At 53.8% G+C, this 21,457-nt stretch carries 17 protein-coding genes; 3 read left to right on the plus strand and 14 right to left on the minus strand.

What is annotated here, in order from left to right; all coding sequences use genetic code 11:
- Positions 1 to 219 precede the first annotated feature (219 nt).
- The 3 genes from HG66A1_RS28965 to HG66A1_RS28975 all read left to right on the plus strand — a co-directional run bounded on the left by HG66A1_RS28965 (position 220) and on the right by HG66A1_RS28975 (position 2,657).
- Positions 220 to 1,110 carry a DUF6677 family protein gene (locus HG66A1_RS28965; protein ID WP_145192594.1) on the plus strand — a complete coding sequence of 297 codons (891 nt, stop codon included), beginning with the start codon at positions 220 to 222 and terminating at the stop codon, positions 1,108 to 1,110.
- A 56-nt stretch (positions 1,111 to 1,166) separates the two neighbouring features.
- Positions 1,167 to 1,373 carry a hypothetical protein gene (locus HG66A1_RS28970; RefSeq protein ID WP_145115004.1) on the plus strand — a complete coding sequence of 69 codons (207 nt, stop codon included), beginning with the start codon at positions 1,167 to 1,169 and terminating at the stop codon, positions 1,371 to 1,373.
- Between the two features lie 180 nt (positions 1,374 to 1,553).
- The gene (locus tag HG66A1_RS28975; RefSeq protein ID WP_145192597.1) at positions 1,554 to 2,657 is read left to right on the plus strand and encodes a hypothetical protein; all 1,104 of its coding nucleotides are present in this window, start codon (positions 1,554 to 1,556) and stop codon (positions 2,655 to 2,657) included.
- Positions 2,658 to 2,675: 18 nt separating this feature from the next.
- Here the strand turns inward: HG66A1_RS28975 and lptB are convergent, their stop codons facing one another.
- The 14 genes from lptB to HG66A1_RS29055 form a co-directional block, all read right to left on the minus strand.
- Positions 2,676 to 3,458 carry an LPS export ABC transporter ATP-binding protein gene (lptB, locus tag HG66A1_RS28980; RefSeq protein WP_145192600.1) on the minus strand — a complete coding sequence of 261 codons (783 nt, stop codon included), beginning with the start codon at positions 3,456 to 3,458 and terminating at the stop codon, positions 2,676 to 2,678.
- 107 nt (positions 3,459 to 3,565) lie between these two features.
- On the minus strand, positions 3,566 to 5,434 hold the full coding sequence (gene lepB, locus HG66A1_RS28985; protein WP_145192603.1) for a signal peptidase I: 1,869 nt from the start codon (positions 5,432 to 5,434) through the stop codon (positions 3,566 to 3,568).
- 142 nt (positions 5,435 to 5,576) lie between these two features.
- Entirely contained in the window at positions 5,577 to 7,283 is a 1,707-nt protein-coding gene (lepB, locus tag HG66A1_RS28990) for a signal peptidase I (RefSeq protein WP_145192606.1), read from the minus strand.
- Positions 7,284 to 7,511: 228 nt separating this feature from the next.
- Positions 7,512 to 8,114, minus strand: a complete 603-nt coding sequence (locus tag HG66A1_RS28995) for a heme-copper oxidase subunit III (RefSeq protein ID WP_145192610.1) — start codon at positions 8,112 to 8,114, stop codon at positions 7,512 to 7,514.
- Between the two features lie 148 nt (positions 8,115 to 8,262).
- Complete coding sequence (locus HG66A1_RS32260; protein ID WP_197996856.1) at positions 8,263 to 8,793, minus strand: cytochrome C oxidase subunit IV family protein; 531 nt, start codon at positions 8,791 to 8,793, stop codon at positions 8,263 to 8,265.
- Positions 8,794 to 8,875: 82 nt separating this feature from the next.
- Positions 8,876 to 9,979, minus strand: a complete 1,104-nt coding sequence (locus HG66A1_RS32590) for a cytochrome c oxidase subunit 3 (protein WP_232106697.1) — start codon at positions 9,977 to 9,979, stop codon at positions 8,876 to 8,878.
- A complete protein-coding gene (locus HG66A1_RS29020; RefSeq protein WP_145192613.1) occupies positions 9,979 to 11,697 on the minus strand; it encodes a cbb3-type cytochrome c oxidase subunit I in 1,719 nt (572 codons plus the stop codon). Before HG66A1_RS29020 ends, HG66A1_RS32590 begins: the two co-directional genes overlap by 1 nt.
- 111 nt (positions 11,698 to 11,808) lie before the next feature.
- Positions 11,809 to 12,777, minus strand: coding sequence for a cytochrome c oxidase subunit II (gene coxB, locus HG66A1_RS29025; protein ID WP_232106698.1), 969 nt, complete (start codon positions 12,775 to 12,777; stop codon positions 11,809 to 11,811).
- Between the two features lie 75 nt (positions 12,778 to 12,852).
- On the minus strand, positions 12,853 to 13,734 hold the full coding sequence (locus tag HG66A1_RS29030) for an SCO family protein (protein ID WP_145192620.1): 882 nt from the start codon (positions 13,732 to 13,734) through the stop codon (positions 12,853 to 12,855).
- Positions 13,731 to 14,060 carry a hypothetical protein gene (locus HG66A1_RS29035; protein ID WP_145192622.1) on the minus strand — a complete coding sequence of 110 codons (330 nt, stop codon included), beginning with the start codon at positions 14,058 to 14,060 and terminating at the stop codon, positions 13,731 to 13,733. The genes HG66A1_RS29030 and HG66A1_RS29035 overlap by 4 nt, the downstream gene beginning before the upstream one ends.
- A gap of 51 nt (positions 14,061 to 14,111) precedes the next feature.
- Positions 14,112 to 15,353, minus strand: coding sequence for a quinol:cytochrome C oxidoreductase (locus HG66A1_RS29040; RefSeq protein WP_145192624.1), 1,242 nt, complete (start codon positions 15,351 to 15,353; stop codon positions 14,112 to 14,114).
- 57 nt (positions 15,354 to 15,410) lie between these two features.
- Positions 15,411 to 16,808: a quinol:electron acceptor oxidoreductase subunit ActD gene (locus HG66A1_RS29045; RefSeq protein WP_145192627.1), complete on the minus strand. Its 1,398-nt coding sequence runs from the start codon at positions 16,806 to 16,808 to the stop codon at positions 15,411 to 15,413.
- 47 nt (positions 16,809 to 16,855) lie between these two features.
- Complete coding sequence (nrfD, locus tag HG66A1_RS29050) at positions 16,856 to 18,268, minus strand: NrfD/PsrC family molybdoenzyme membrane anchor subunit (protein WP_145045098.1); 1,413 nt, start codon at positions 18,266 to 18,268, stop codon at positions 16,856 to 16,858.
- A 90-nt stretch (positions 18,269 to 18,358) separates the two neighbouring features.
- The gene (locus HG66A1_RS29055; protein ID WP_145192630.1) at positions 18,359 to 21,451 is read right to left on the minus strand and encodes a TAT-variant-translocated molybdopterin oxidoreductase; all 3,093 of its coding nucleotides are present in this window, start codon (positions 21,449 to 21,451) and stop codon (positions 18,359 to 18,361) included.
- Between the last annotated feature and the right edge of the window lie 6 nt (positions 21,452 to 21,457).

Here is a 21,457-nt window from a genome sequence, read left to right on the forward strand (position 1 = left end):
GACCAGATACCTCAACTCATTTAAATATAATGACTTGAGGTTACTCTGGTCCTGTTTATCCGGATCAGATACACTACAAAGTCCCGCCTGAGACAGAATCAAGACGAGGATGCATTCAGAGCGCTCTTCTGATTTCCTCCAGATAAGACTAAGATTCTCTATCCGGAAACGAATTGCCCGAACCCAGATTTGACCAGGGAACTGCCTGAGGACCCCAGAATGGCTGACAGTCAAAATCAAATTGAATTAAAAAATCCGGCTGTCGCTGCAGTGCTCGGGTTCCTGATTCCAGGAGCAGGTCACTTTTACCAGGGCCGCACCTTCAAAGGAGCGATTTACTGCTTCTGTATTCTGAGTACGTTCTTCTGCGGAATGGCACTGGGCGACTGGAAAACGGTCTATTATCAGTCCTGGCAGGGGAAGCGGAATCTGGGTTACTTTGCCCAGGTCGGCGTCGGTCTGCCGGCGCTGCCCGCACTGGTACAGAACTCCCGGTTCCATAAACAGGCGGCGCCAGGCAACCTGGCCCGCAACGATCTGGATGCAGGCTATTTTCAGTCGCAGCCTTACCAGATGGATCTGCCGCTGGAAGCTTCTTTCGAGGGAACACTGCTGGATCGAGGCAATGACGGAAAAACCATCAGCGGCGCGCTGGAGGGTACCATCCGGCTGAAATCCATCGATGGTGAGTTCGGACCTGAGGTCAGAGGTGCCTTTGAGGGCACCCTGGACGGAAAACCGATTGAACCCCTGGAACTGGCGGATCCGATCGGAATCGGGCTGCCTCTGGGAGGAAATCAGCGCAGAGCCCTGGAATGTGCGGTCATTCGCAAAGAGGGGGGACAGCGGACCGACACCGGACACATTGAAGGGAGCATTCCACGACCTTTCCTGAACTGGTTCGAGATGCCCCTCAGTGAAAGTGAGCTGGATGACATCAATAAAGAGCTGGGAAAAAGGTATGAGTTTGCCGTCGTGTTTACCTGGATCGCGGGTCTCCTGAACCTGCTGGCCATCTGGGACGCGTTTGAAGGCCCCGCCTACGGCCAGGGAGACGAGGAAGAAGAAAAGCCATCCTCCGACAAAGAGCCTTCACCCGCCACAACATAGGCACCTATTTAAACCAAATCCCCTATATTAACATAAGCCAGAAAAGGCACATCAACATGTCTGTTTCACTTCTATTTGCGAACCAGGTTAATGCGATAGTTTACCTGATTCCCCTGTTGGCGGTGATCAGTCTGGTTTATAATGCGACCCGTTACGAGATTCCTGAAATTATTATCAAACGTTCGATACGTTTTTTCTTTACAGCAATCATCATCATGGGGGCCTTGATGACGTTGCTGGCAGTACTTTCCTGGAATCTGTGAACACTCAGGCACTGAGTGACATATCGAGTCAGGTTGACCCGCCAAAAAGCGATTTCGACTTCTTAAAAAAACATCTTCAATTCTACAGATACAATTGCACTTTCAACTATTGTTGAGCATACTCAGACGATTGCGGGGTTATGGATTCCCTTTCTGCAATAGTTAGGTTGGGATTACTTTATGCAGATTAATGGACTAGCACTTACAGATATTGTAGATCTGGCAGATCACGCGGATCTGTTTGAATTACTGGATAATGAAAGTGTCTACACCCTTTCTCACCAGGGCGTAACGGCCGGGTTTTCCAGCGTGAAAGCCATTAGCCGTTCTACGGGTATCGAGACACGCCGCCTGCTGCAGCCCGATCTCTGTCCGCTGGACATTGCGGTCGCGATTGCGGAGAAACTCCAGTTCCGCGTCGGCTTTGACTGGAACGACTGTCCGGCCATTCTGCTCTGTCATTCACACACCAATAACCAGTCAGCCCGTCAGCTCTGCGATCAGCTTTCCGAAAAGCTGGGTGTTCCCACAGAACGCTTCATCCCCTTCAACTATGGCTGTGTCGGCTTTGTGCAGCTCCTGAACCGGGCCGCACAACTGCTGCAGGAACTCCCCGAACGGGTGCATATTCCGCTGCTCACAGTCGAAACTCCCGAGCACTGGCACGATTCGTCTGACAAAGCGTTCTGCGGCATTGTCTCCGCCGGTGCGACCGGCACCACCCTCTGGCGTGGACCGGGACACGAACTGCTGCATGTAGAGACCGCTGTCGAAATCATTCCTGAAGAACGCCGTAAGCCCGACGTCCCTCTGTTCTGGACCGAACAAGGCGACATGTTCGACTTCCGTGGTCAGCCCGAGCATAAGCTTGTGATGCACATGGACGGGGAATCGGTATTCCTGAATGGCGTTGACTTCATGTTGAATGCCTGCCTGAAATCATATCACGAAGTTGCCGACGAACCCGGCCGCATCCTGATTGCCCCGCATCAGCCCAGTGGCAAGCTGCTCAAAGCAATGATTGCGGCCGCGAAACAGGTACCGATCGAAGCCGACTTCCTGAATAATCTGCCCAACTACGGCAATTCCATCTCGTCGACAATCCCCACGATCCTGGCGCGTCTGGAGCAGGTAGTCAGCCAGAACGGATATGAACCGGCCGCTCCCGGCGACCTGATTCTGTTACCCGCCGCCGGAATCTGTATGGATCGCCTGACAGACGCCATGTGCATCGGTCGTGCTGCTATCCGCTGGCAGCCGGGTCGCTATCAGGAAGAAGCCTGAAGCCTCTCTGAGAGGCTCTCAGGCAGCGTCTCGTTCAAATCCGCGAGTTCCAAAGGCTTCGCGACCTTCGATGATCGAGCCCTTGTCGAACCGCTTGCCAAAGTACAGCGCCTGGGCTGATTCGTCGCTGAGCACGGTTTCCGCGTCCCCACTGACGAGAACCTGTCCCGCGCTGATGATATAGCTGCGGTCTGTAATGGTCAGCGTCTCACGTTCACGGTGGTCCGTCAGCAGAATCGAGATCCCACTGTCGCGCAGGTCGGCAATGATATCCTGAATATCATGAATCGTAACCGGGTCAATCCCGGTGAAAGGTTCGTCCAGCAGAATCAGTTCCGGAGAGCTGGCCAGGCAGCGGGCAATTTCCAGACGCCGACGTTCACCTCCGGAGAGGGTCGAAGCAATCTGCTTCCGCTTGGCGGTCAATCCGAACTGGTCCAGCAGTCGATCGACGGTCTCGCGTCGCTGACGGCGATTCAGGTCGAGGAACTCCAGGATAGCGTAGATGTTGTCTTCAATCGAGAGTTTGACAAACACACTCTCATCCTGAGGCAGGTACCCCATGCCTTTTCTCGCCCGTTTGTACATGGGCCAGGTAGTCACGTCGGTATCTTCCAGGTAGACACGGCCTTTCGTAGGAGCAACCATTCCACAGGCCATGCGGAAGGTGGTCGTCTTACCGGCCCCGTTAGGGCCCAGCAGACCGACGATCTCGCCCCGTTCCACGAAAAAATCGACGCCGTCGACGGCCCGTTTACCCGGATAATCCTTAACCAGACCGACGCATTCCAGCAATGGCATCGTACCCGTCCTCCTTGACGAAACTGCAACTCGAAAACAAACGAACGCGGATTTTACTACATTCGGGGATCTGGCTGAATAGTGATTTTCAGCGGAATTCCCCGGCTTTAGCGAATGCGTTTCATGCGGGAAAAATTGGGGTAAAATGGGAATGACAGCTTGGCATACGGGTCCTTGGGATAAGATCCGGGAGCCGTCTGATGATAGAAAAACCGCTTGAGCGGTCCCACATCGGGTGAATAGCCGTGACCATCATTCATAAACGGAATTCCATGCGGCCAGTAGATCATGAAGGCTTTCCCGACCAAGGCTGTACGCGGGACGGCGTGACGACGTTCTGCCCCCCGATCATTGCCCCACAGGCGACTGTCGGCACTGCGGGCTGAATTATCGCCGAGCACGAAGAACTCTTCATCAGACATCTGTGCAAACGTGACTTTCTGGTGATGATCTTCATACTCACGACTCCAGGCAGCCGGATCGTAGAGGAGTTCCCAGAGATGTTTATGCTCGCCGGGAATTTCCAGTTTCTGATAATACTCATCCGCACGGTAGTAGATGTCCCGTTGCAGCAGCAGATGGGAGACGTTGAAATTGAGCCCCCGGCCCGCGATTCCCGCTGGTGCCAGGTCGCCTTCCCGCGGATCGTGCGTCGCGGTCGGCTTGTACTCGGTCTTACCCTGCAGTTCTACCAGATCCCCGTCGATCCAGAGACAGAGTCGCTGATCGACGTTCGCAAACATGATCTGATGGGCGCCCGCTCCCTGCAATGAGGTTTCGACGGTCGTTAATTCGGTCTCCACCGGTTCGGGGTTAGGATAATCTTCCACGTAATACAGGGTCGCTTTGCCGGTCTTCACATCAAACTTGACGCGGTAATGCCGATCGCCGCGCATCAGTTCCACGAACAGTTCTCCTGCGGCGTTCTCGATCTCCACATCGAAACTGAGTGTGAGATCACCGACCCAGAAGGCAGCGTCGTAGATGTAATATCCCTCGGTGGTCCCCCCGGTGTAGCTGTTGTAGGCCGTAAAATCACTGATCAGCCGGGGCCGGGGAGGAGAGGACAGGATCGACTGCTGAAACAGTTCCGGGTTTTCCTGGAGCAGAGCCCACTCTGATGTCTGCGGCACCACGTGCTGGTAGCGCAGCCATTCCAGTTTGGCGTCAGCCTGCTTGAGTGCTTCACCCTGATACTGATAGGCCCGCGATTCCTGATCGATCACCCAGTTGGACTTGCTCAGCCCCTGGAACTTCGTCTCGCCGGCGGCCACCTGCTGCATGGGAGACCAGCGTTCGGGCCAGCCATACTGCAGAATTTCGCGGGGTGGATAATCATCATCATAGACCAGTTGCTGAACCGTCAGCTGTTTTTCCAGGTTGTCTTTACGGAGAATCTGAAACGGTTCCTGATCGCTTTTACGAGCGTAGACATCGCCGCGGGAAATCTGGATTTCCTCGCCAGGCAGTCCGACCAGGCGTTTGATGTAATTGGTCTGCGACGCCTCCGGATATTTGAAGACAATCACATCCCAGCGATCAGGATCGCCGAACTCAAAGGGGAATTTATTGACGATAATCCGATCCCCGGTAAACGGCATCGCCTCCCGCAGATCAGCATAGTAGCGGCAGTTGGGACAGAGCGCGCCGGTCACTTTTAAATCGGGGCGGTAATACTCTGTCTTTTCAATCAGTTCATCGCTGGCACCGACGGCATATTTGACGCCACAGGAAGGACAAGACAGCTCTTTGTGCCGACCGTAGAGTGTGGGAGCCATGGAACCGGTGGGAATGACGAACGCCTCTGCCGAGTAAGCCCGGAAAACAAAAGCGAACACCAGCGCAATGATGATCGATTCGATCGTATCGCGGACTTCATTATGGCGGGAACGAGGCGTTTCGGACTCAGTCTGTTTTTTCTCAGCCCGTTCTGCCAGAAACGTTTTCAGCTTTGATTTCTCGATTTTTTTGGTCATCAATGCCAACCTGTTTATTTATCGCATGCGAATGCGGAACCAGTTTGATTCGCCAGTTCCCATTATTCGCCGTTCGCGCTGGTTTATGGGCGTTTTTCTTCAACTGAGACAAAAAATGATCATAAAGAAAAGCAACCCCTGATCAGTGAATATAGCGAATCCGGGAGAAATCTGGAATGCGGATGTGTCCGATATGATTCCCGAATTTGACTTCCCCTTGCCGGGAGGGGAGATGTACCAGAAAAGGCTTACCCAGCAGGTACTTGCGATCCATTTTGCCATCCGCCCAACTCCGGCTGTCCAGCGAGACCGGGCTGTTATCTCCCAGTACGAAATAGCTGCGTTCGTCAAGCTCGTAGGGCTCCTCTACGCCGTGTAATCCCTTGCCGCGGGTGTAGTGAATATCCCGAAATAACTTCAGGTCCGCCACCTGGACTCGCGCTCCCTGACAGCCAAAGCGAACCGGTTCGCGGATCTCCTTCCGCGGGGTGCTACTCTCAGAGAAAAGCAGTGGCTGATAGAGCAGCTTTCCATCGACAGCGCACAGAACCTGGCGATCCATGACGGACATCTCGAGCCGTACGGGGCCGGAACGGAACGCGTCATGCAGGGGTTCGCTGCGGAGTGGCTGCTGCTGGTCGTCGACCCAGAGAGACACCTGCTGCTGGGCGAAGTCGATCAGCGTACGAAACTGATGCTGTCCATTCTGCATTTCGACCGCGAAGGCCCCTTCCCTCCCGGAGACCTGCAGCTGACACTCAAACATAAAGTCATGCACGGGAATCGCTTTCTGATTCTCCACGCCCGAATTATAAGCGTAATCATCGACGACCGGAGCCACATGCGATTTCTCATACAACAGTGCCAACGCATAACGGAACTCTTCATCTTCAGACTGGTTTAACCACCGTTGACAGTCATCGGGGGAGAGCGCGCCATGACAGGTGAGCTGCTGTTTCTGTTCATCGTAGTGCACCGCGCCGATTACCGGTTCCGGCGGATCCACTTCTGCGGGCCAGGCTTCCAGCGGGACGCTTGTTTCGTGGTGCCCCCCCTGTCGGATCCAGTGCTGGTATTTCACCCACGACCAGTGTGATTCCGCGAGGGGATTGTCCTGATCGGCGGTATGCACAAAGCCGTGCTCACGAGGCGACCAGTGGTTGCTCTGCCCACCGGCGTCGTCTTCCTGTTCCACGGGAATGAAACGGGGCTGGAAAAAGTCATCATCCTGGGGTTGATAGCGATTGTCATAAACAAGCTGCCGTACCGCGCGTTGTGTTTTCAACTCTTTCCGCTGTATCTCACCGTTGACGTAGAGATCCCCCTGCTTGACCTGCACCTTTTCCCCGGGCAGTCCCACAACCCGTTTGACATAAGCCTGGGTTGGTTTGATCGGATTCTGAAACACGACGACCTCCCAGCGGCGGGGTGGTTTGAGATAGTAGGCGTGTTTGAAGACCAGCAGTTGATCGCCTTCGTTGCGGGGCACGTGGGTCAGATCGATGGAATTCGTATTGCAGTTGGGACAGGTTGCGTATTCGCCCACACCCGCGTTGAGATCAGCCTCTCCGGAGGCTCCCTGGAAACGGTTCGCGGAAACCGATTCGTCGTAGGCGACTCCGTAAGTAAACGAATAATCACAGCGGGGGCAGGTTACCTGTTTGTGATAACCCAACAGTGACGGGGCCATCGAGCCCGTTGAGATCATATAACCTTCCGCTTCGAAGGTCCGAAAGAGAATCACGGCGATTGCGAGTGCGACCACAGACTCCACCACCATCCGCATCAGACTGGTTCGCTCGGGAACTTCTTCTGTGCGGGAATCGGTTTGAAGGGATGATTGGTGCATCGCAACTTACAACAGAAGACAGTGAATTCAGCTGAACCCAAGATCCAGCCAGCGGTAATCAGGGGTCTCATTTTAATAGATCCTGCAGGGCTCTGGAAATAGCGGTTCACTGTCTCCCTGCACAGATCACTGCATTTCTTTCGTAGAAACTACGGCGACGATCACCAGCAGCCAATGAGACGAGCATTGCAGCTCTGATCTGACTTTAAAACATGGAATTGAAACCACTTAGCCCACAAAGCAGAACAGCAGCAGCATGCAGATCCAGATCACGCCCAGGAAATGCCAGACGACGGAGCAGGCGTGGACGCCCCAGTGATACTCATGGTCATACTCGTAGAGATAAGCTTTGTAAATCACATAACCGAGTACACCAAAGGCCACGATGAAATGCACCGCGTGCAGCAGCACAAAGGCGAACAGCATGCCGTAGCTGCTGAGGTAGCGATACGAATCCTGGGCCGGGTCGAGTGAGAGCAGCAGTTCGCCGTGCTGTCTTAAGACGTTCATCAGTCCCAGGGTCTGGATCACAAAGAAAGCGCCGCCGAGCAGGAAGGTGAGGTTCAGGCAGTTGCGAAACTGCTGCTGCTTTTCCAGCCGGACGTAATACAGTGAGCGGTGAATGGTAATACTGCCCAGGATCAGCAGCGCGGTGCTCAACCAGAGAATTGGAGGGATTACCAGGTTGATGGGCTGGGATGTCTGAGCCATGCTGGTTCTAACAACCACATAGGCCAGCAGTCCTCCGACGAACAGAACCGCGATGCTGAAGAGGAAGATGGCCAGCCCGAAATCCCGCTGACTGAGTCGGTCGCGGGATGTGAACAACATCGCGCAACGATCACGAATTGAGCGGCTCCGGTAAGTAGGCATGCTGACCTGCCATCGCACTGAAAGCGAAAAACGAAACGTGGAACATCAGAACTGAGCCTCCTGTGGCTCAGTTCTATTTTCTGTCACAGCCCGGGCAAATTCAAGATTACTTCTTATCAGCGGCTGGCTTTTCAGGAGCCGGCTTCGACTCTGCTTCTGGAGCTTTCTCAGCCTTCGCCTCGGGTGCTGCCTTTTTTTCGGCTGCTTCAGGGGCTGCCGCTGGTGCAGCCTGCTCGCCAGCCGGGGCAGCGGGTGCAGCGGGTGCTTCTGCTGCTACAGGCGCGTTATCTTCCTGGAACCCTTTCACGTAATGATCGTACGCGTGCGAGTCGAGGAGGATCATGCAGAGGAAGAAAGCCGCAAAACAGATCGAGAAGAAGAAGGTGATGCGGTTCAATGGTTTATCGTACCAGAGGTGCATGAAGATGAAGACCACCAGGGATGCCTTCGCTGTCGCGATCGCCATGGAGACAATCACATCCACGCTGCCGGTATCGTACTTGGCGGCTTCCACGGTCACGATGGTCAGAAACACCAGGGCCAGGAAGACACCGACCAGCACTTTCACCGGAACGATATGTACGTGGCAGCTCTGAGCTTCTTCTCCGTGAGCATCACTTTCAACATGATCTGACATGATGAATTCTTTCGTCTCTTTATCTGTTTCACTTCGGAGTGGCGAACCACTCCTTGAGGAATTACTTGGAATGTCAATGACGCTAGTTGATCAGGTACAACAGCGGGAACAGGTAGATCCAGATGAGGTCGACCAGGTGCCAGTACAGACCGACGAAATCGACTGCACCAAAGTAGTACGTAGTGAAGGCACCGTTAACCGTCCGCACAATCAACCAGCTGATGGCGATCATACCACCGATAATATGGATGGCGTGCAAGCCGGTCATGCAGAAGTAAACACTGAAGAAGGTACCGGCCAGTTTGGGCTCAGGCACTTTCTCAGTCTGCTCGGCATATTCAATGGGAGCAGTTTCTGCCATCTGGATTTCCTGTTTGGTTGGCTCCTCATGATGACCGAAAGCATGATAGCCGATGCTGGCATAGGCACCGATCTGCATTCCAATCGCGGAGACCAGGAAACAACCGGCGATGGTCGCCAGATTTTTCTTATTCGAATTTTTAATGAGTGCTCCGAAGGCAACACCAGAGAGTACGATAACCACCCAGAGAACGAGGGTCATGTAAGACAGTGTTGCCTTGGTTTTTTCGAAGAGCGTGTCACCTTCGTTGTGACTTTCTTCAGCGTGTGCTTCCTCTTTTTCAGCTTCGATGGCTTCGGCTTCGAGGGCAGCTGCCGCTGCAGCTCCGGGAGCCTTTTCCGGATCGACATGCTCTTCACCGTGGTGTTCCGGGCTGACGTAAGCACCGGCCCAGAGCAGACCATGGTGTGCTTTCTCAGTGTACTCAAACGATTTGACACCCAGGAAGATCGCTGCACAACCCAGGGTGATCACCAGACAGGTCAGCAATCCGCGTGTCTGTCCCAGCTGGGCACAACGGACGCCCCAGGCCATGGTCAGACTGCTGAAGAGCAGTACGATGGTATTGGCTGCCCCGAGGGTCGTATCCAGGAACTGGCTGGCATAGACAAAGACTTCAGGGTGCAGTGAACGATAAACGGCATAGAAGCCGAACAGACCGCTGAAGAACAGCACTTCAGTGACCAGGAACAGCCAGATACCCAGTTTACCGGTATCGAACTGCTGCTGGTGCGAGTCGAAGTGATGCGCCAGCCGGGGATCATGGTGCTCATGATCGTGGGCGTCTGAATGTTCGTCTGTTGTGGTGGTGGCCGCGGTATTCATTAAGCTTCTTTATCTCCTGATGCGGTCACAGATTGCTTGTTATCCCCCTGACATTCAACGGGAACGTATCCTCCGATTTCCTCGTTGTAAACCACAGATTCCATTACGTAGGGATCGCCGGCCAGGGGAGGATGATCGAAGTTATTATGTGGTGGTGGTGAAGAGCACTGCCATTCCAGGGAAGCACCTCCCCAGGGATTCGCTGGTGCTTTCTTGCCACGGTATACCGAGTAAATCAGGGTGGCAGCCATCAGGGCGGAACTCAGTCCCAGCAGGTAGGCACCACAGGTAGACATGATGTGCAGTCCCTGGAATTCTTCCAGGTAAGTATAGTACCGCCGAGGCATACCCCGGGTTCCCAGCAGGAACTGTGGGAAGAAGGTCAGGTTGAAGCCCAGGAAGACCCCCAGGCAGGCGATCCGTCCCCAGGTCTCGCTGAACATCTTACCGCTGATCTTAGGCCACCAGTGGTGAACTGCGGCGAACAGACCGACCAGCGAAGACCCCATCATCACGTAGTGGAAGTGAGCCACTACGAAGTAGGTATCGTGCAGGTGGACGTCGGTTGCGAGTGTTGCCAGGAAGAGCCCGGTCAGACCACCGATGGAGAAGATAAAGATAAACGCCAGACCGTAGCACATCGCGGTGGTAAAGCGGATCGAACCTTTATACATCGTAGTCAGCCAGTTGAAGACCTTGATCGCCGAGGGAATCGACACACTGAAGGTAATCGCACTGAAGATCACAGCCACGACGCGGGATTGACCGGAGACAAACATGTGGTGTCCCCAGACGAGGAAGCCGAACATGGCGATCGCGATACTACTGTAGGCGATGAACCGATATCCGAAGATGTGCTTGCGACTATGGACGGCGATCACTTCACTGACCACACCCATGGCCGGCAGAATCATCACGTACACGGCAGGGTGCGAATAGAACCAGAAGAAGTGCTGAAACAGCACAGGGTCCCCCCCGAGTGCCGGATCGAAGATCCCGATGTGGAAAGCCCGTTCGACGATGAGTAACAGACCGGTGATCCCCAGAACGGGAGTTGCCAGAATCTGAATCAGTGCGGTTGCATAGAGAGCCCAGAGGAACAGAGGCATTTTGAACCAGGTCATTCCGGGAGGACGCATCGTGTGAATCGTCACGATGAAGTTCAGCCCGGTAAAGATCGAACTGAAACCCAGAATAAAGACCCCCAGCAGGGCCGTGATCACCGCGGTGCTGGTGGTGACACTGTAAGGTGTGTAGAAGGTCCAGCCGGTATCCAGTCCACCCAGCACGATCGCTGCGAGGAAGAAGGCGGCCCCGAACATCCAGAGGTAAAAGCTGCCCAGGTTCATGCGGGGGAAGGCCACATCTTTGGCCCCCAGCATCACCGGCAGGATGATATTTCCGATCGCCGCCGGTACCCCGGGGATGATCACCAGGAAGGTCATGATCGCCCCGTGCAGGGTAAACATCTGGTTGTAGGAATCGGGTCCCATCAGAACTCGCTCAGGGGAGAGCAGCTCCGTACGCAGCAGGACTGCGAACAGGCCCCCCAGGAAGAATGAGCAGGTCACCCCGATCAGGTACATGATACCAATGCGTTTATGATCGAGTGTGAAGAACCAGCTCTTCCAGCCACTGGAACAGTTCAGGTAATTCAATTCACGGTATTGAATCGGGAAATTTGATTTTGGATCGGAGGAGTCAACTACAGTTGCCATCTTCCAGCCTCCTGAATGATTTCAAATAATGTCGGATCGGCGATCCGGAAACACAATCGAGAACCAGGTTCTCACTTTGATTTATTTTATCAGCGACGTCAGTCGCCCGTTTTACTTTTGAGCTTTGATAAAGGCAATAATCGCTGAAATATCCTGGTCGGTCAGCTGACCTTTGAAGGTCGGCATGATCGGACGGAAACCGGCAACGATTGAGGCCTGAGGTTCCAGAATGGACTCACGCAGATAATTATCATCTACTTTGACCGTGGAACCATCGGTCATCTTCTCATCCTTGCCGTACAGACCTTTAAAGCTCGGTCCATTCTTAGGTGTCCCGTCCAGCGAGTGACACTGGATGCAACCACGACTTTTGTAGAAATATTCACCTGCTTCGACAGGTGATTTGTTTTTATGAATGTCAGATGCCTGCTGCAGCCACTTGTCGAAGTCGCCACGGGTTTCGTGCACGATCACTTTGCTGATCATGTTAGAGTGCTTCTGGCCACAGTATTCAGCACACATCAGCGGGTATTCACCGGCACGTGTAGCTTTGAACCATTCCTGGGTGTAACGCCCGGGAACGACGTCCATTTTGGTCCGGAAGGCGGGAACCCACAGACTGTGAATCACGTCGTCGGAAGCCATGGTCAGCGTGACGTTTTCCCCTTTGGGAATGTGCAGTTCGCTTTCGATCCAGCCGTTGGGATACTGGAAGGCCCAGGACCACTTCTTGGCAATCACGTTGATATCGTAAGAGTCACTGGGAGGCGTCCGCATATCGATGTAACCGGTAAAGCCAACCCAGAACATCACAATGGTGAGCAGAGTCGGGATCACCGACCAGGAAAGTTCCAGCGTCAGATTGTGTGTGCTGGTCTTTTCGGCTTCGACACCAGGTCGATGGCGGTATTTGACCATAAACAGCACCATCAGACTGACAATCAGTACGAAGAAAAACGTACAGACATACAGAATGAAGAAGTAGACAGAATCGCTGTGTTCTGCCACTGTTGAACCTTGCGGCGGGAACCAGAACCCGGCATCGGCGTTTGCTAACATGTTAGGGATGAATAGTTTCATCTGCATTCACACAATCAACTGTTGAGTGTTAAATAATTTCAGGTATTAACCAGAACTGATTAAATCACAATATCGCTAATGTTCGGGAGTCGAGAAGTGCCTCGTCTCCTGTGGAACCTCATGAGCCTGGGCATCGCCTGTCTCCAGAACCTGCCTGCCTTTACGTCCCCTCCAGTAGGGAATCAGAACGACAGTCAGAATGAAGACGGTGGCAAAGCCGCCGATTTTCATGATATTCCGTGCGGTCGGAGCATACCGACCACTGTCTGCATCGTAGTGAAAACAGAACAGTAAAAAACGATCAACGGTGGAACCGATTTTACCTTCTGACGCTTCCACCAGCGCCAGTTTGAGGGTCTGTTTCGGAAAATTAATTCCGTATAAGTAACGGGAAACGCGTCCATCGGGAGTGCAGACCAGCAGGACTGCCGGATGGGCATATTCCTGGCGTTCCGCCACATACTGATATTGGACTCCCATCGCATCCGCTAATTGATCGATGGACTCTTGCCGACCGCACAGAAAATGCCAGCCTCCGGCAGTACCCGCACGATCGTATTCTTTAAAGTATTTCTGTTTGGTCAGGTTAGCTCTCTGGTAAGTCTCTTTAGGATCGATACTCACCGAAACAAAATCATATTGCTCATCCGCAGACCACTCCAGCTCCTTCAGTCCCCGAACCAGTGCCGTCAGTTGCAGAGAACACAACATGGGACAGTTGGAATAATTCAACGAGAGGATAACCGGACGGTCTTTTTTAAAGTAGTCGCCCAGGGTTACCGGTTTCCCGGAACTATCCTGAAATTTGAGATCCAGGGGTAATTGAGTATCCAAGTGCTCAATGACGTCCAGTTTCTCGATACTTTTAGGAGCTTTTTCCATCCGGTCCGCCTGTACCGGCAGGACACTTAGTCCCCAGACAAACAGGATCAGGATGGAGGTGTGCAACGGTTTCATGGCGATTTGTTTTTGTTTTTCTTTTGTTTCTCTTGTTCCTCCTGAACCACGAACTCCATAGCCCGATCAATGGGCACGGCTGCAATATTCTTATCCTGATCAATCCAGCGGTATTCCGACAAGGCTGCGGCCTGGTTTGCCAGGACGCTGTCCGAAGTCACTTCCGGCACCTCGATCACTTTGACTTCCGTTTCCGATTTCTCGAACGAGTAGCTCAAAGCGGCGACAGCGAATACCGTGAAAAAGGTAATGATGGTTCCAACGACGCCGACAAATGCGATCATCGTCGTATCGAGGTCATCATAGGCTGCTTTATGACTCGACATAATTCTTATCTCTTATCCTAAAAGTGGCTGATCTGAGTAACCAGGCTATGTTTAAATGTTATGAAACTCGAGCGATTCTTCCAGACGCGGGTCACGAACCGGCATGATTGATTTGCCAGCGGACAGCTTCAGAATGGTCGCCACAAAGATTCCGCCGACTCCAATTGTACAACAGACGTTGATCAGGATCATTGGGAACGAGACTGCCGGATCCATGCCATCAAAGGCCAGGTTAGGCATCACGAGCCAGAAGATATCAACCCAGTTCATGATCAGCAGGTAAACGGCCCAGAAACAGAGTGTCTTAGGGTTCCGCTTCATCCAGCGTGACATGAAGAAGACAAAAGGAATCGCAAAGTGTCCGATGACCAGCATCAGTGATACTGTTCCCCAGCCATTTGTCTGACGGGGCAGGAAGAAGGTGGTTTCTTCAGGAATATTCGCATACCAGATCAACAGGTACTGGGAAATCGCGATGTAAGCCCAGAAGCAGTTGAAGGCAAACAGCAGCTTACCAACATCGTGCAGGTGTTCGACGGTCACAAGTTCGTTGAGCAATCCTTTGCTACGCAGGAAGACCAGGCTGATGGCCAGCACACTGAAGAATCCGACCAGACCAGCGGCGAAGTAGTAGACGCCGAAGATCGTACTGAACCAGTGAGCGTCCAACGACATGATGAAGTCGAAGGCGGCAAAGGTCAGCGTGAACGCATACAGCAGGATTGCGGGACCACTACGACGCTCCATGAGCAGCGTCAGTTCCGGATCACCAGACTCATCCTGTGCCAGTGATTTGTTCAGGAAGAACCGGGCCAGAAAAATCCAGGAAGCAAAGTAGATAACGTAGCGAATCGCAAAGAAGCCGTTATTCAGGTAAGGCGCTTTGTGCTGCAGTAGAGTATCTTGAGCCACGTTCTCCGCGCTGGCCCACTTGTAGAGTGTATCGTTGCCCGTCAGGGACAGCAGCACGATCGGCAGTACGAGGACAGCCATCGGAATCACACCCAGGGAGAGAAATTCCGAAATACGCCGCAGGACCACACTCCAGCCGGCACGGGTCAGCTGCTGAATCATCACGAAGAACAGCGCGCCCAGAGAAATACTCAGGCAAAAGAATGTGCTCTGCAGATAAGAGAAGGCAAACAGATCCCAACCGTGATTGAAGACCAGCCCCAGTACGAACGCTACCGGCAGCAGGACCGAGCAGCCCAGAGCGATCTTCAATGGAAGCGGCCCCAGTTCATCCAGGGTTTGCACAGTAATCTTTTTGTCAGCGTCGTGTGAGGTTTGCATAACGTTTCTTGTTTTACAACGAGATAATATTCAACAGTGAATTATAGAGGAAACCTGTTATTTGGTGTCCCGAAGTTTTCGTTTTTCATCATTTGTCAGGGTATCTGCGTCGACCTGATGGCTCTTCTGCAGGGCCTTCAGATAGAGCACAATCGCCCAGCGATCTTCCGGCGGAATCTGCGGCCCGTAGGCAGGCATCTTGCGAACACCGTTGGTGATCGTGTGGAACAGGCGTCCCACAGGCTGCTTACGAACGTTGTCGGTATGGTAGGAAGCCGGGCGTACCCAGGTTCCCTGCTGCAGATCCATGGCTCGCAGGGTGACCAGACCATCACCTTCCCCACCCAGACCGTGACATACAGAACAGTAAATCCGGTAGCGTTCTTTACCCCGAGCCATCATCTTATCGGTGACGGGCATGGGAAACTCGGTAACCCAGGGCAGGTTAGCCAGTTTGTCTTCTGCTGCCGCCTGGGCATCAGCGTTGGCACCTTCTGCTGGTTTTGCTTCAGCCGGTTTCTCTTCATCGGCTTTCGCTTCGTCCTGGGCGGCGATCGTAATCACATCCTGATCTTCCGGCAGAACTTTCAGACCGTAGTAGAAGGGAATATTGTCATCTTTATACTGACCACGGGGAATCGTACCGGGGATATGCGGACGCATTTCACGACCGTCGCCGAAGATATTCGTGGTGTTCTGTGTTTTCAGTTTGGGCTGGAAGTCCATATCGGGGATGATGTGGATCCGCGGATTATCGGTCACGGTGGACCGTTTGTAAGCAACCAGGGCGATCGGCATCAGCATCAGGACGCCAAACAGGCTCAAGCCCAATTTCAGGTTCCGCGGCAGTTTGGGTGACTCGACATCCGACCAGAACTCTTCCACATGGTTAGGATTGAGCGACTTCACGAATTCCCCGGTATCGATTTCGGAGAACTTGGGATCGCTGGCATCCATACTCAGGAAGAAGCGGTCGTTGGTTGCACGACGAAAGGCATCCGATTTGAAAATCGGGTTGTAGAGTTTGGGCAGCTGGTTCAGGCCGAGCATACCGAAGAAGGCGCCGAAGGCAGCCAGCAGCACCGAGAGTTCGAACATGATCGGAATACAGGCCGGAATACTGAAGAGCGGCTTACCACTGATCAGGAACGGGTAATCAACGGCGTTCATCCAGTACTGCATGCTGATCGCGATGGTACCGCCGGTCAGACCACAGGCAGCCACAATCCAGGGCAGAATCGTGTATTTGATGCCCATGGCTTCATCGATCCCGTGAACCGGAAACGGGGTATGGGTATCCCAGCGATTGTAGCCGGCATCGCGCACCTTCCGGGATGCTTCCATCAGGGATTCCGGATCATTGAACTCGGCCAGCAACCCCAGGAGTTCGGGTTCTACTTTGTTCTCAGCTGGATGTTCGATCGTGGTCGCCATAATTTCTTTATTCATACTCATGTTTTATACCGTATCAAAATACAGTCTGACAGCCGTTCTGATTGCCTCTAGTCTTTGATCTCTGGCTGATAATCGCCATGACCGTGGGGTTCATGATAAACACTTTTGACTTCTGCCATCGCTACCATCGGCAGGAATTTACAGAAGAGCAGGAACAGCGTCATGAACAGACCGAAACTTCCGATCAACATTAACACGTCAACAATAGTCGGTTTGAAGTAACCCCAGCTGGAAGGCAGGAAGTCGCGGCTCAGCGAGGTGACGGTAATCACGAAACGTTCGAACCACATACCGATATTCACAAAAATACAGACCACAAAAATCATCCACGGCGTTGTGCGGATCTTCTTGATCCAGAACAGCTGCGGGCTGATTACGTTACAGGAAACCATGATCCAGTAAGCCCAGGCGTAGGGACCGAAGGCACGGTTGATGAAGGCGAATGTTTCATAGCGGTTACCGCCGTACCAGGCGATGAAGAACTCCATCGCATAGGCATAACCGACCATAGTTCCGGTGGCGATGATCACCTTGGTCATGTTTTCCAGGTGACGGTCGGTCAGCAGGTCTTTAATCCCGCAGATGGATCGCACGGGAATCATAAGCGTCAGTACCATGGCGAAACCACTGAAGACCGCACCCGCGACGAAGTAAGGCGGGAAGATCGTGGTATGCCAACCGGGGAGCTGTGACACGGCAAAGTCGAAACTCACGATGGTATGCACACTGAGCACCAGCGGAGTTGCGAGGGCAGCCAGGAGCAGGTAAGCCCGCTCGTAGCGGTGCCAGTGACGGGAAGAACCGTTCCAGCCGAGAGAAAACAGCCCGTAACCGAACTGAGCAATTTTATTCTTGGCCCGGTCACGCAGGGTGGCCAGGTCGGGGATCATACCCATGTACCAGAACAGCAGAGACACGGTAGCGTAAGTAGAAACCGCGAACACGTCCCACAGCAGCGGGCTGCGGAAGTTCGGCCACATGGCCATCTGGTTCGGAATCGGGAAGAGCCAGTAAGCCAGCCAGACACGACCGATGTGAATCCCGGGGAACAGACCCGCACAGACCACAGCGAAAATCGTCATCGCTTCGGCAGCACGGTTAATCCCGGTACGCCAGTCCTGTCGGAACAGGAACAGAATCGCGGAAATCAGCGTACCAGCGTGACCGATACCGACCCAGAACACGAAGTTCACGATCGGCCAGCCCCAGAAGACAGGACTGCGGTTACCCCAGACACCAACACCGGTGATGATCAGATATCCCACCAGACCAAACAGCATACCCATCAGCGAGGCGGAAGCGGCCAGTGCCACGTACCAGCTGAGGGGAGCTTTACACTCGGCCAGCCGACAAACGGCATCCGTGATGGTTCCGTAATCATGTGCACCGGTGACGAGCGGAGTACGTTTGCCGGGAACTTCCGTTGTTGTGTCAATTGGCTCGGATGCTACTGAAGCCATAGTTCCAGTTCTTTACTTTATAAAATCAAACGGATTGGTAATTCGTTTAGTCACACAGCAGCAGAGAGTTTCTGCCGCCCTGCGTCACTTTTAATGTTTCTCACTCTTTTCGTGCTTCTCATCATGCTTATGATCGCCGTGACCGTCGGCTTCAGCATGCTGTTCGCCATGACCGTGACCATGAGATTCTGGAACCGGAGGCGCCAGTGATGGATGTGGATTCGAAATCCGGGCCATGTAAGAAGTACGAGGTTTGATATTCAGTTCCGAGAGTGCCGTGTAGGTCCGTGGATTTGCATGGGCCTTGGCAACGCGGCTGTTTTCGTTATTCAGGTCGCCAAACTCAATCGCCTTTGCAGAACAGGCCTGCTGGCAAGCGGTGACGATTTCGCCATCCTTGATAGGCCGCTGTTCGTTCTTGGCTTCGATCTGAACGGCTTTGATTCGCTGCACACAATAAGTACATTTCTCCATCACACCACGATGACGTACCGTGACTTCGGGATTCAGTACCAGGGCCTGCAGCTTGCCGCGTGGCTCTTCGTAAACCTTGTTGAAGTTGAAGTAATTGAAGCGACGTACTTTGTAAGGACAGTTGTTCGCACAATAACGGGTACCGACACAGCGGTTGTAAACCATGTCGTTCAGACCTTCGTCGGTGTGCACGGTCGCAGCGACCGGGCAAACCTGCTCACAGGGTGCCAGTTCGCACTGCTGACAGAGCATCGGCTGAGTCGCCACACCGGGGTTATTGACGTCTTCACCGGTGAAGTAGCGATCGATTCGCATCCAGTGCATTTCGCGGCTGTTGATAACCTGTTCGCGACCGACAACCGGAACGTTGTTCTCTGCCTGACAGGCGACGGTACAGGCATTACAGCCCACGCACTTGGAGAGGTCGATCGACATCCCCCAGGCATGACCGTCGTATGACAGTTCTTCCCAGGGTGACTTGAGAGGCGGATGGTGTGTCCGATGTTCAGCGAAGCCAGGATCTGCTTCCCACTCGTTCAGAGCCCCTTCCCGGACCAGCTGACCGACGCGGCCCAGGACTTCGTTGCCGCCAACGGTGTCGATGGCATGGTGATCCTGGGTGACAGCGAGCTCATACTCCTTACCGGTGTCTTCAACTTTCAGGCCGGTCTTGAAGTTCATCGCTCCCTTCGCCTGCAGGGCAGCGACGTTTTCACCAACCGGTTTCACATCGCGAGCGACATCTCCCCCAACCAGACCGGCGGCGGTACGACCATAGCCCAGAGCGACGGCAACCGAATTCGGAGCCTGACCGGGCATCACGTAAACGGGCAGTTCCAGAGACTTTCCATCCAGGATCAGCTTGACGACAGAACCGAATTTGACGCCCAGATCATCGGCGGTCTTCGGAGCAATCAGGGCTGCGTTGTCCCAGGTAATCTTGCTCAGGCTGTCGGGAGTTTCCTGCAACCAGCCACTATTGGCGAAGCGACCGTCATACAGTTTCGGGCTGAGATAAAAGACCAGTTCCAGATCTTCGTCGGAAGTTTCAACAGCCTTGGCAGCAGGCAGATCTTTCACTTTGGGAGAGACTGCAGGCAGCGATGTGCCTTTCACGAAACCATCGTGCACCGAGCGACGCCAGGAAGCGTTAACTGCCATGGAATCCAGTGAACCCTTAACGGCTTCTTTCACCAGATCCAGAGCGACCGGATGTTTGTCGCCACACAGAATCGCCAGCAGTTCGACTTCTGACTTTCCGTCGTGCAGAGGCTCAATCAGCGGCTGCCCCACGCACAGAGTTCCGTCGTAAGCACGGGAATCACCCCACTGTTCAAACGGATGCGTTTTGGGCAGGTGCCAGTGACAGAGCAGTGAAGTTTCATCTTCATACTCACCCAGGTGAATCGCATTCGGCACCTTGGAGAGAGCAGAGACAAAGTCGATGTCGCCAGGAGCATTGTAAGCGGGGTTTCCGCCCAGAATGACCAGGGTTTCGACGGCACCAGACTGCATTTCTTCGGTCAATGTCCGCAGTGCTTCAACAGAAGGAAGTTCCGTTGCCAGCGGCTCCTGCGTGTACTTGACCGTCTCGCCGACGTTGCCCAACTGCTCATTCAGCTTATGGACGCGGGCGTGCAACTCCGCAGGCTGATTCTCGCCGATCGCGATCAGGCTGGAACCCTGATTGGCCACCAGGTCTTCCGCCATCGCAGCGAGAACTTTGTCAGCGTATTCTTCGCTGGCTGCTTCCGGCTTCTTCCCATCGACACGTGCCTGAACCTGAGATTCCAGCTTCGACAGAAACGCCCCCAGATCGACCGAACGAGTTGGGAGACGATGGTCGGCAGCCACACCAGTTGTGGTGTAACGGCTTTCAACCACGTACAGTCGATTCATCGGACCAGCGGCGGGATCACGACGGGCGGCCCACTCGCGAGTGTGCAGCATACCGGCGGGATGCTCTGACAGCAGATCTTCATCCAGACAGACAATGATGTTCGCCTTCTTCAGATCGAAGTGCGGTCGAACAGCTTCGCCGAACGCCAGACGGGCACCGGCGTAAGCATTATCCCGGTTACCGGCTCCGTAATCGAACCAGCGTGCCTGGGGATACATGGCTGCGAATTTGTCCTGCAACCCCTTTCGGGTTACAGAAGTACTGAGATCGGCGAGCACTCGCAGCCTGGCCCCACCGTTCTCGCGTGCCTGACCCAGCACTTTATCTGAGTATGTCAGAAACGCCTGCCAGTCACGGACATAGCGATTTCCATCCTGACGCTCAATCACGCCGACCGCACGGTCGGGATCGTACAGGGACAGAGTTTCTGACTGCGCCTGTGCCGTGGAAGAACCACGGTTCTGAGCCGAATCGGGATTCCCTTCGACTTTGATCGGACGCCCGTCGTAGCTGGTAACCAGCAGACTTTGAGCCTGCCCACCCAGCTCAACAAAGGTCGCGTATTTCTGAGGTTCACCGGGAATCATCCCCTCGGGACGAGACACGCTCGGTGAAATCTTCTCATCTTCCCAGCGACACCCTGACACACTGGCCAGAGCAACGGAGGCACCCATGATCTGCATCCAGCGACGCCGCGAAACACCTTCCGGATACTCCGAAGCGGCCACGGGAAACTCGCGATGCAATATCTCTTCAAATTCCGGTGTGGAATGCAACTCACCCAGACTTCGCCAATACTTTTTATCCACAACCGA

The organism is Gimesia chilikensis (assembly GCF_007744075.1).
In the GTDB taxonomy this organism is placed as follows: domain Bacteria; phylum Planctomycetota; class Planctomycetia; order Planctomycetales; family Planctomycetaceae; genus Gimesia; species Gimesia chilikensis_A.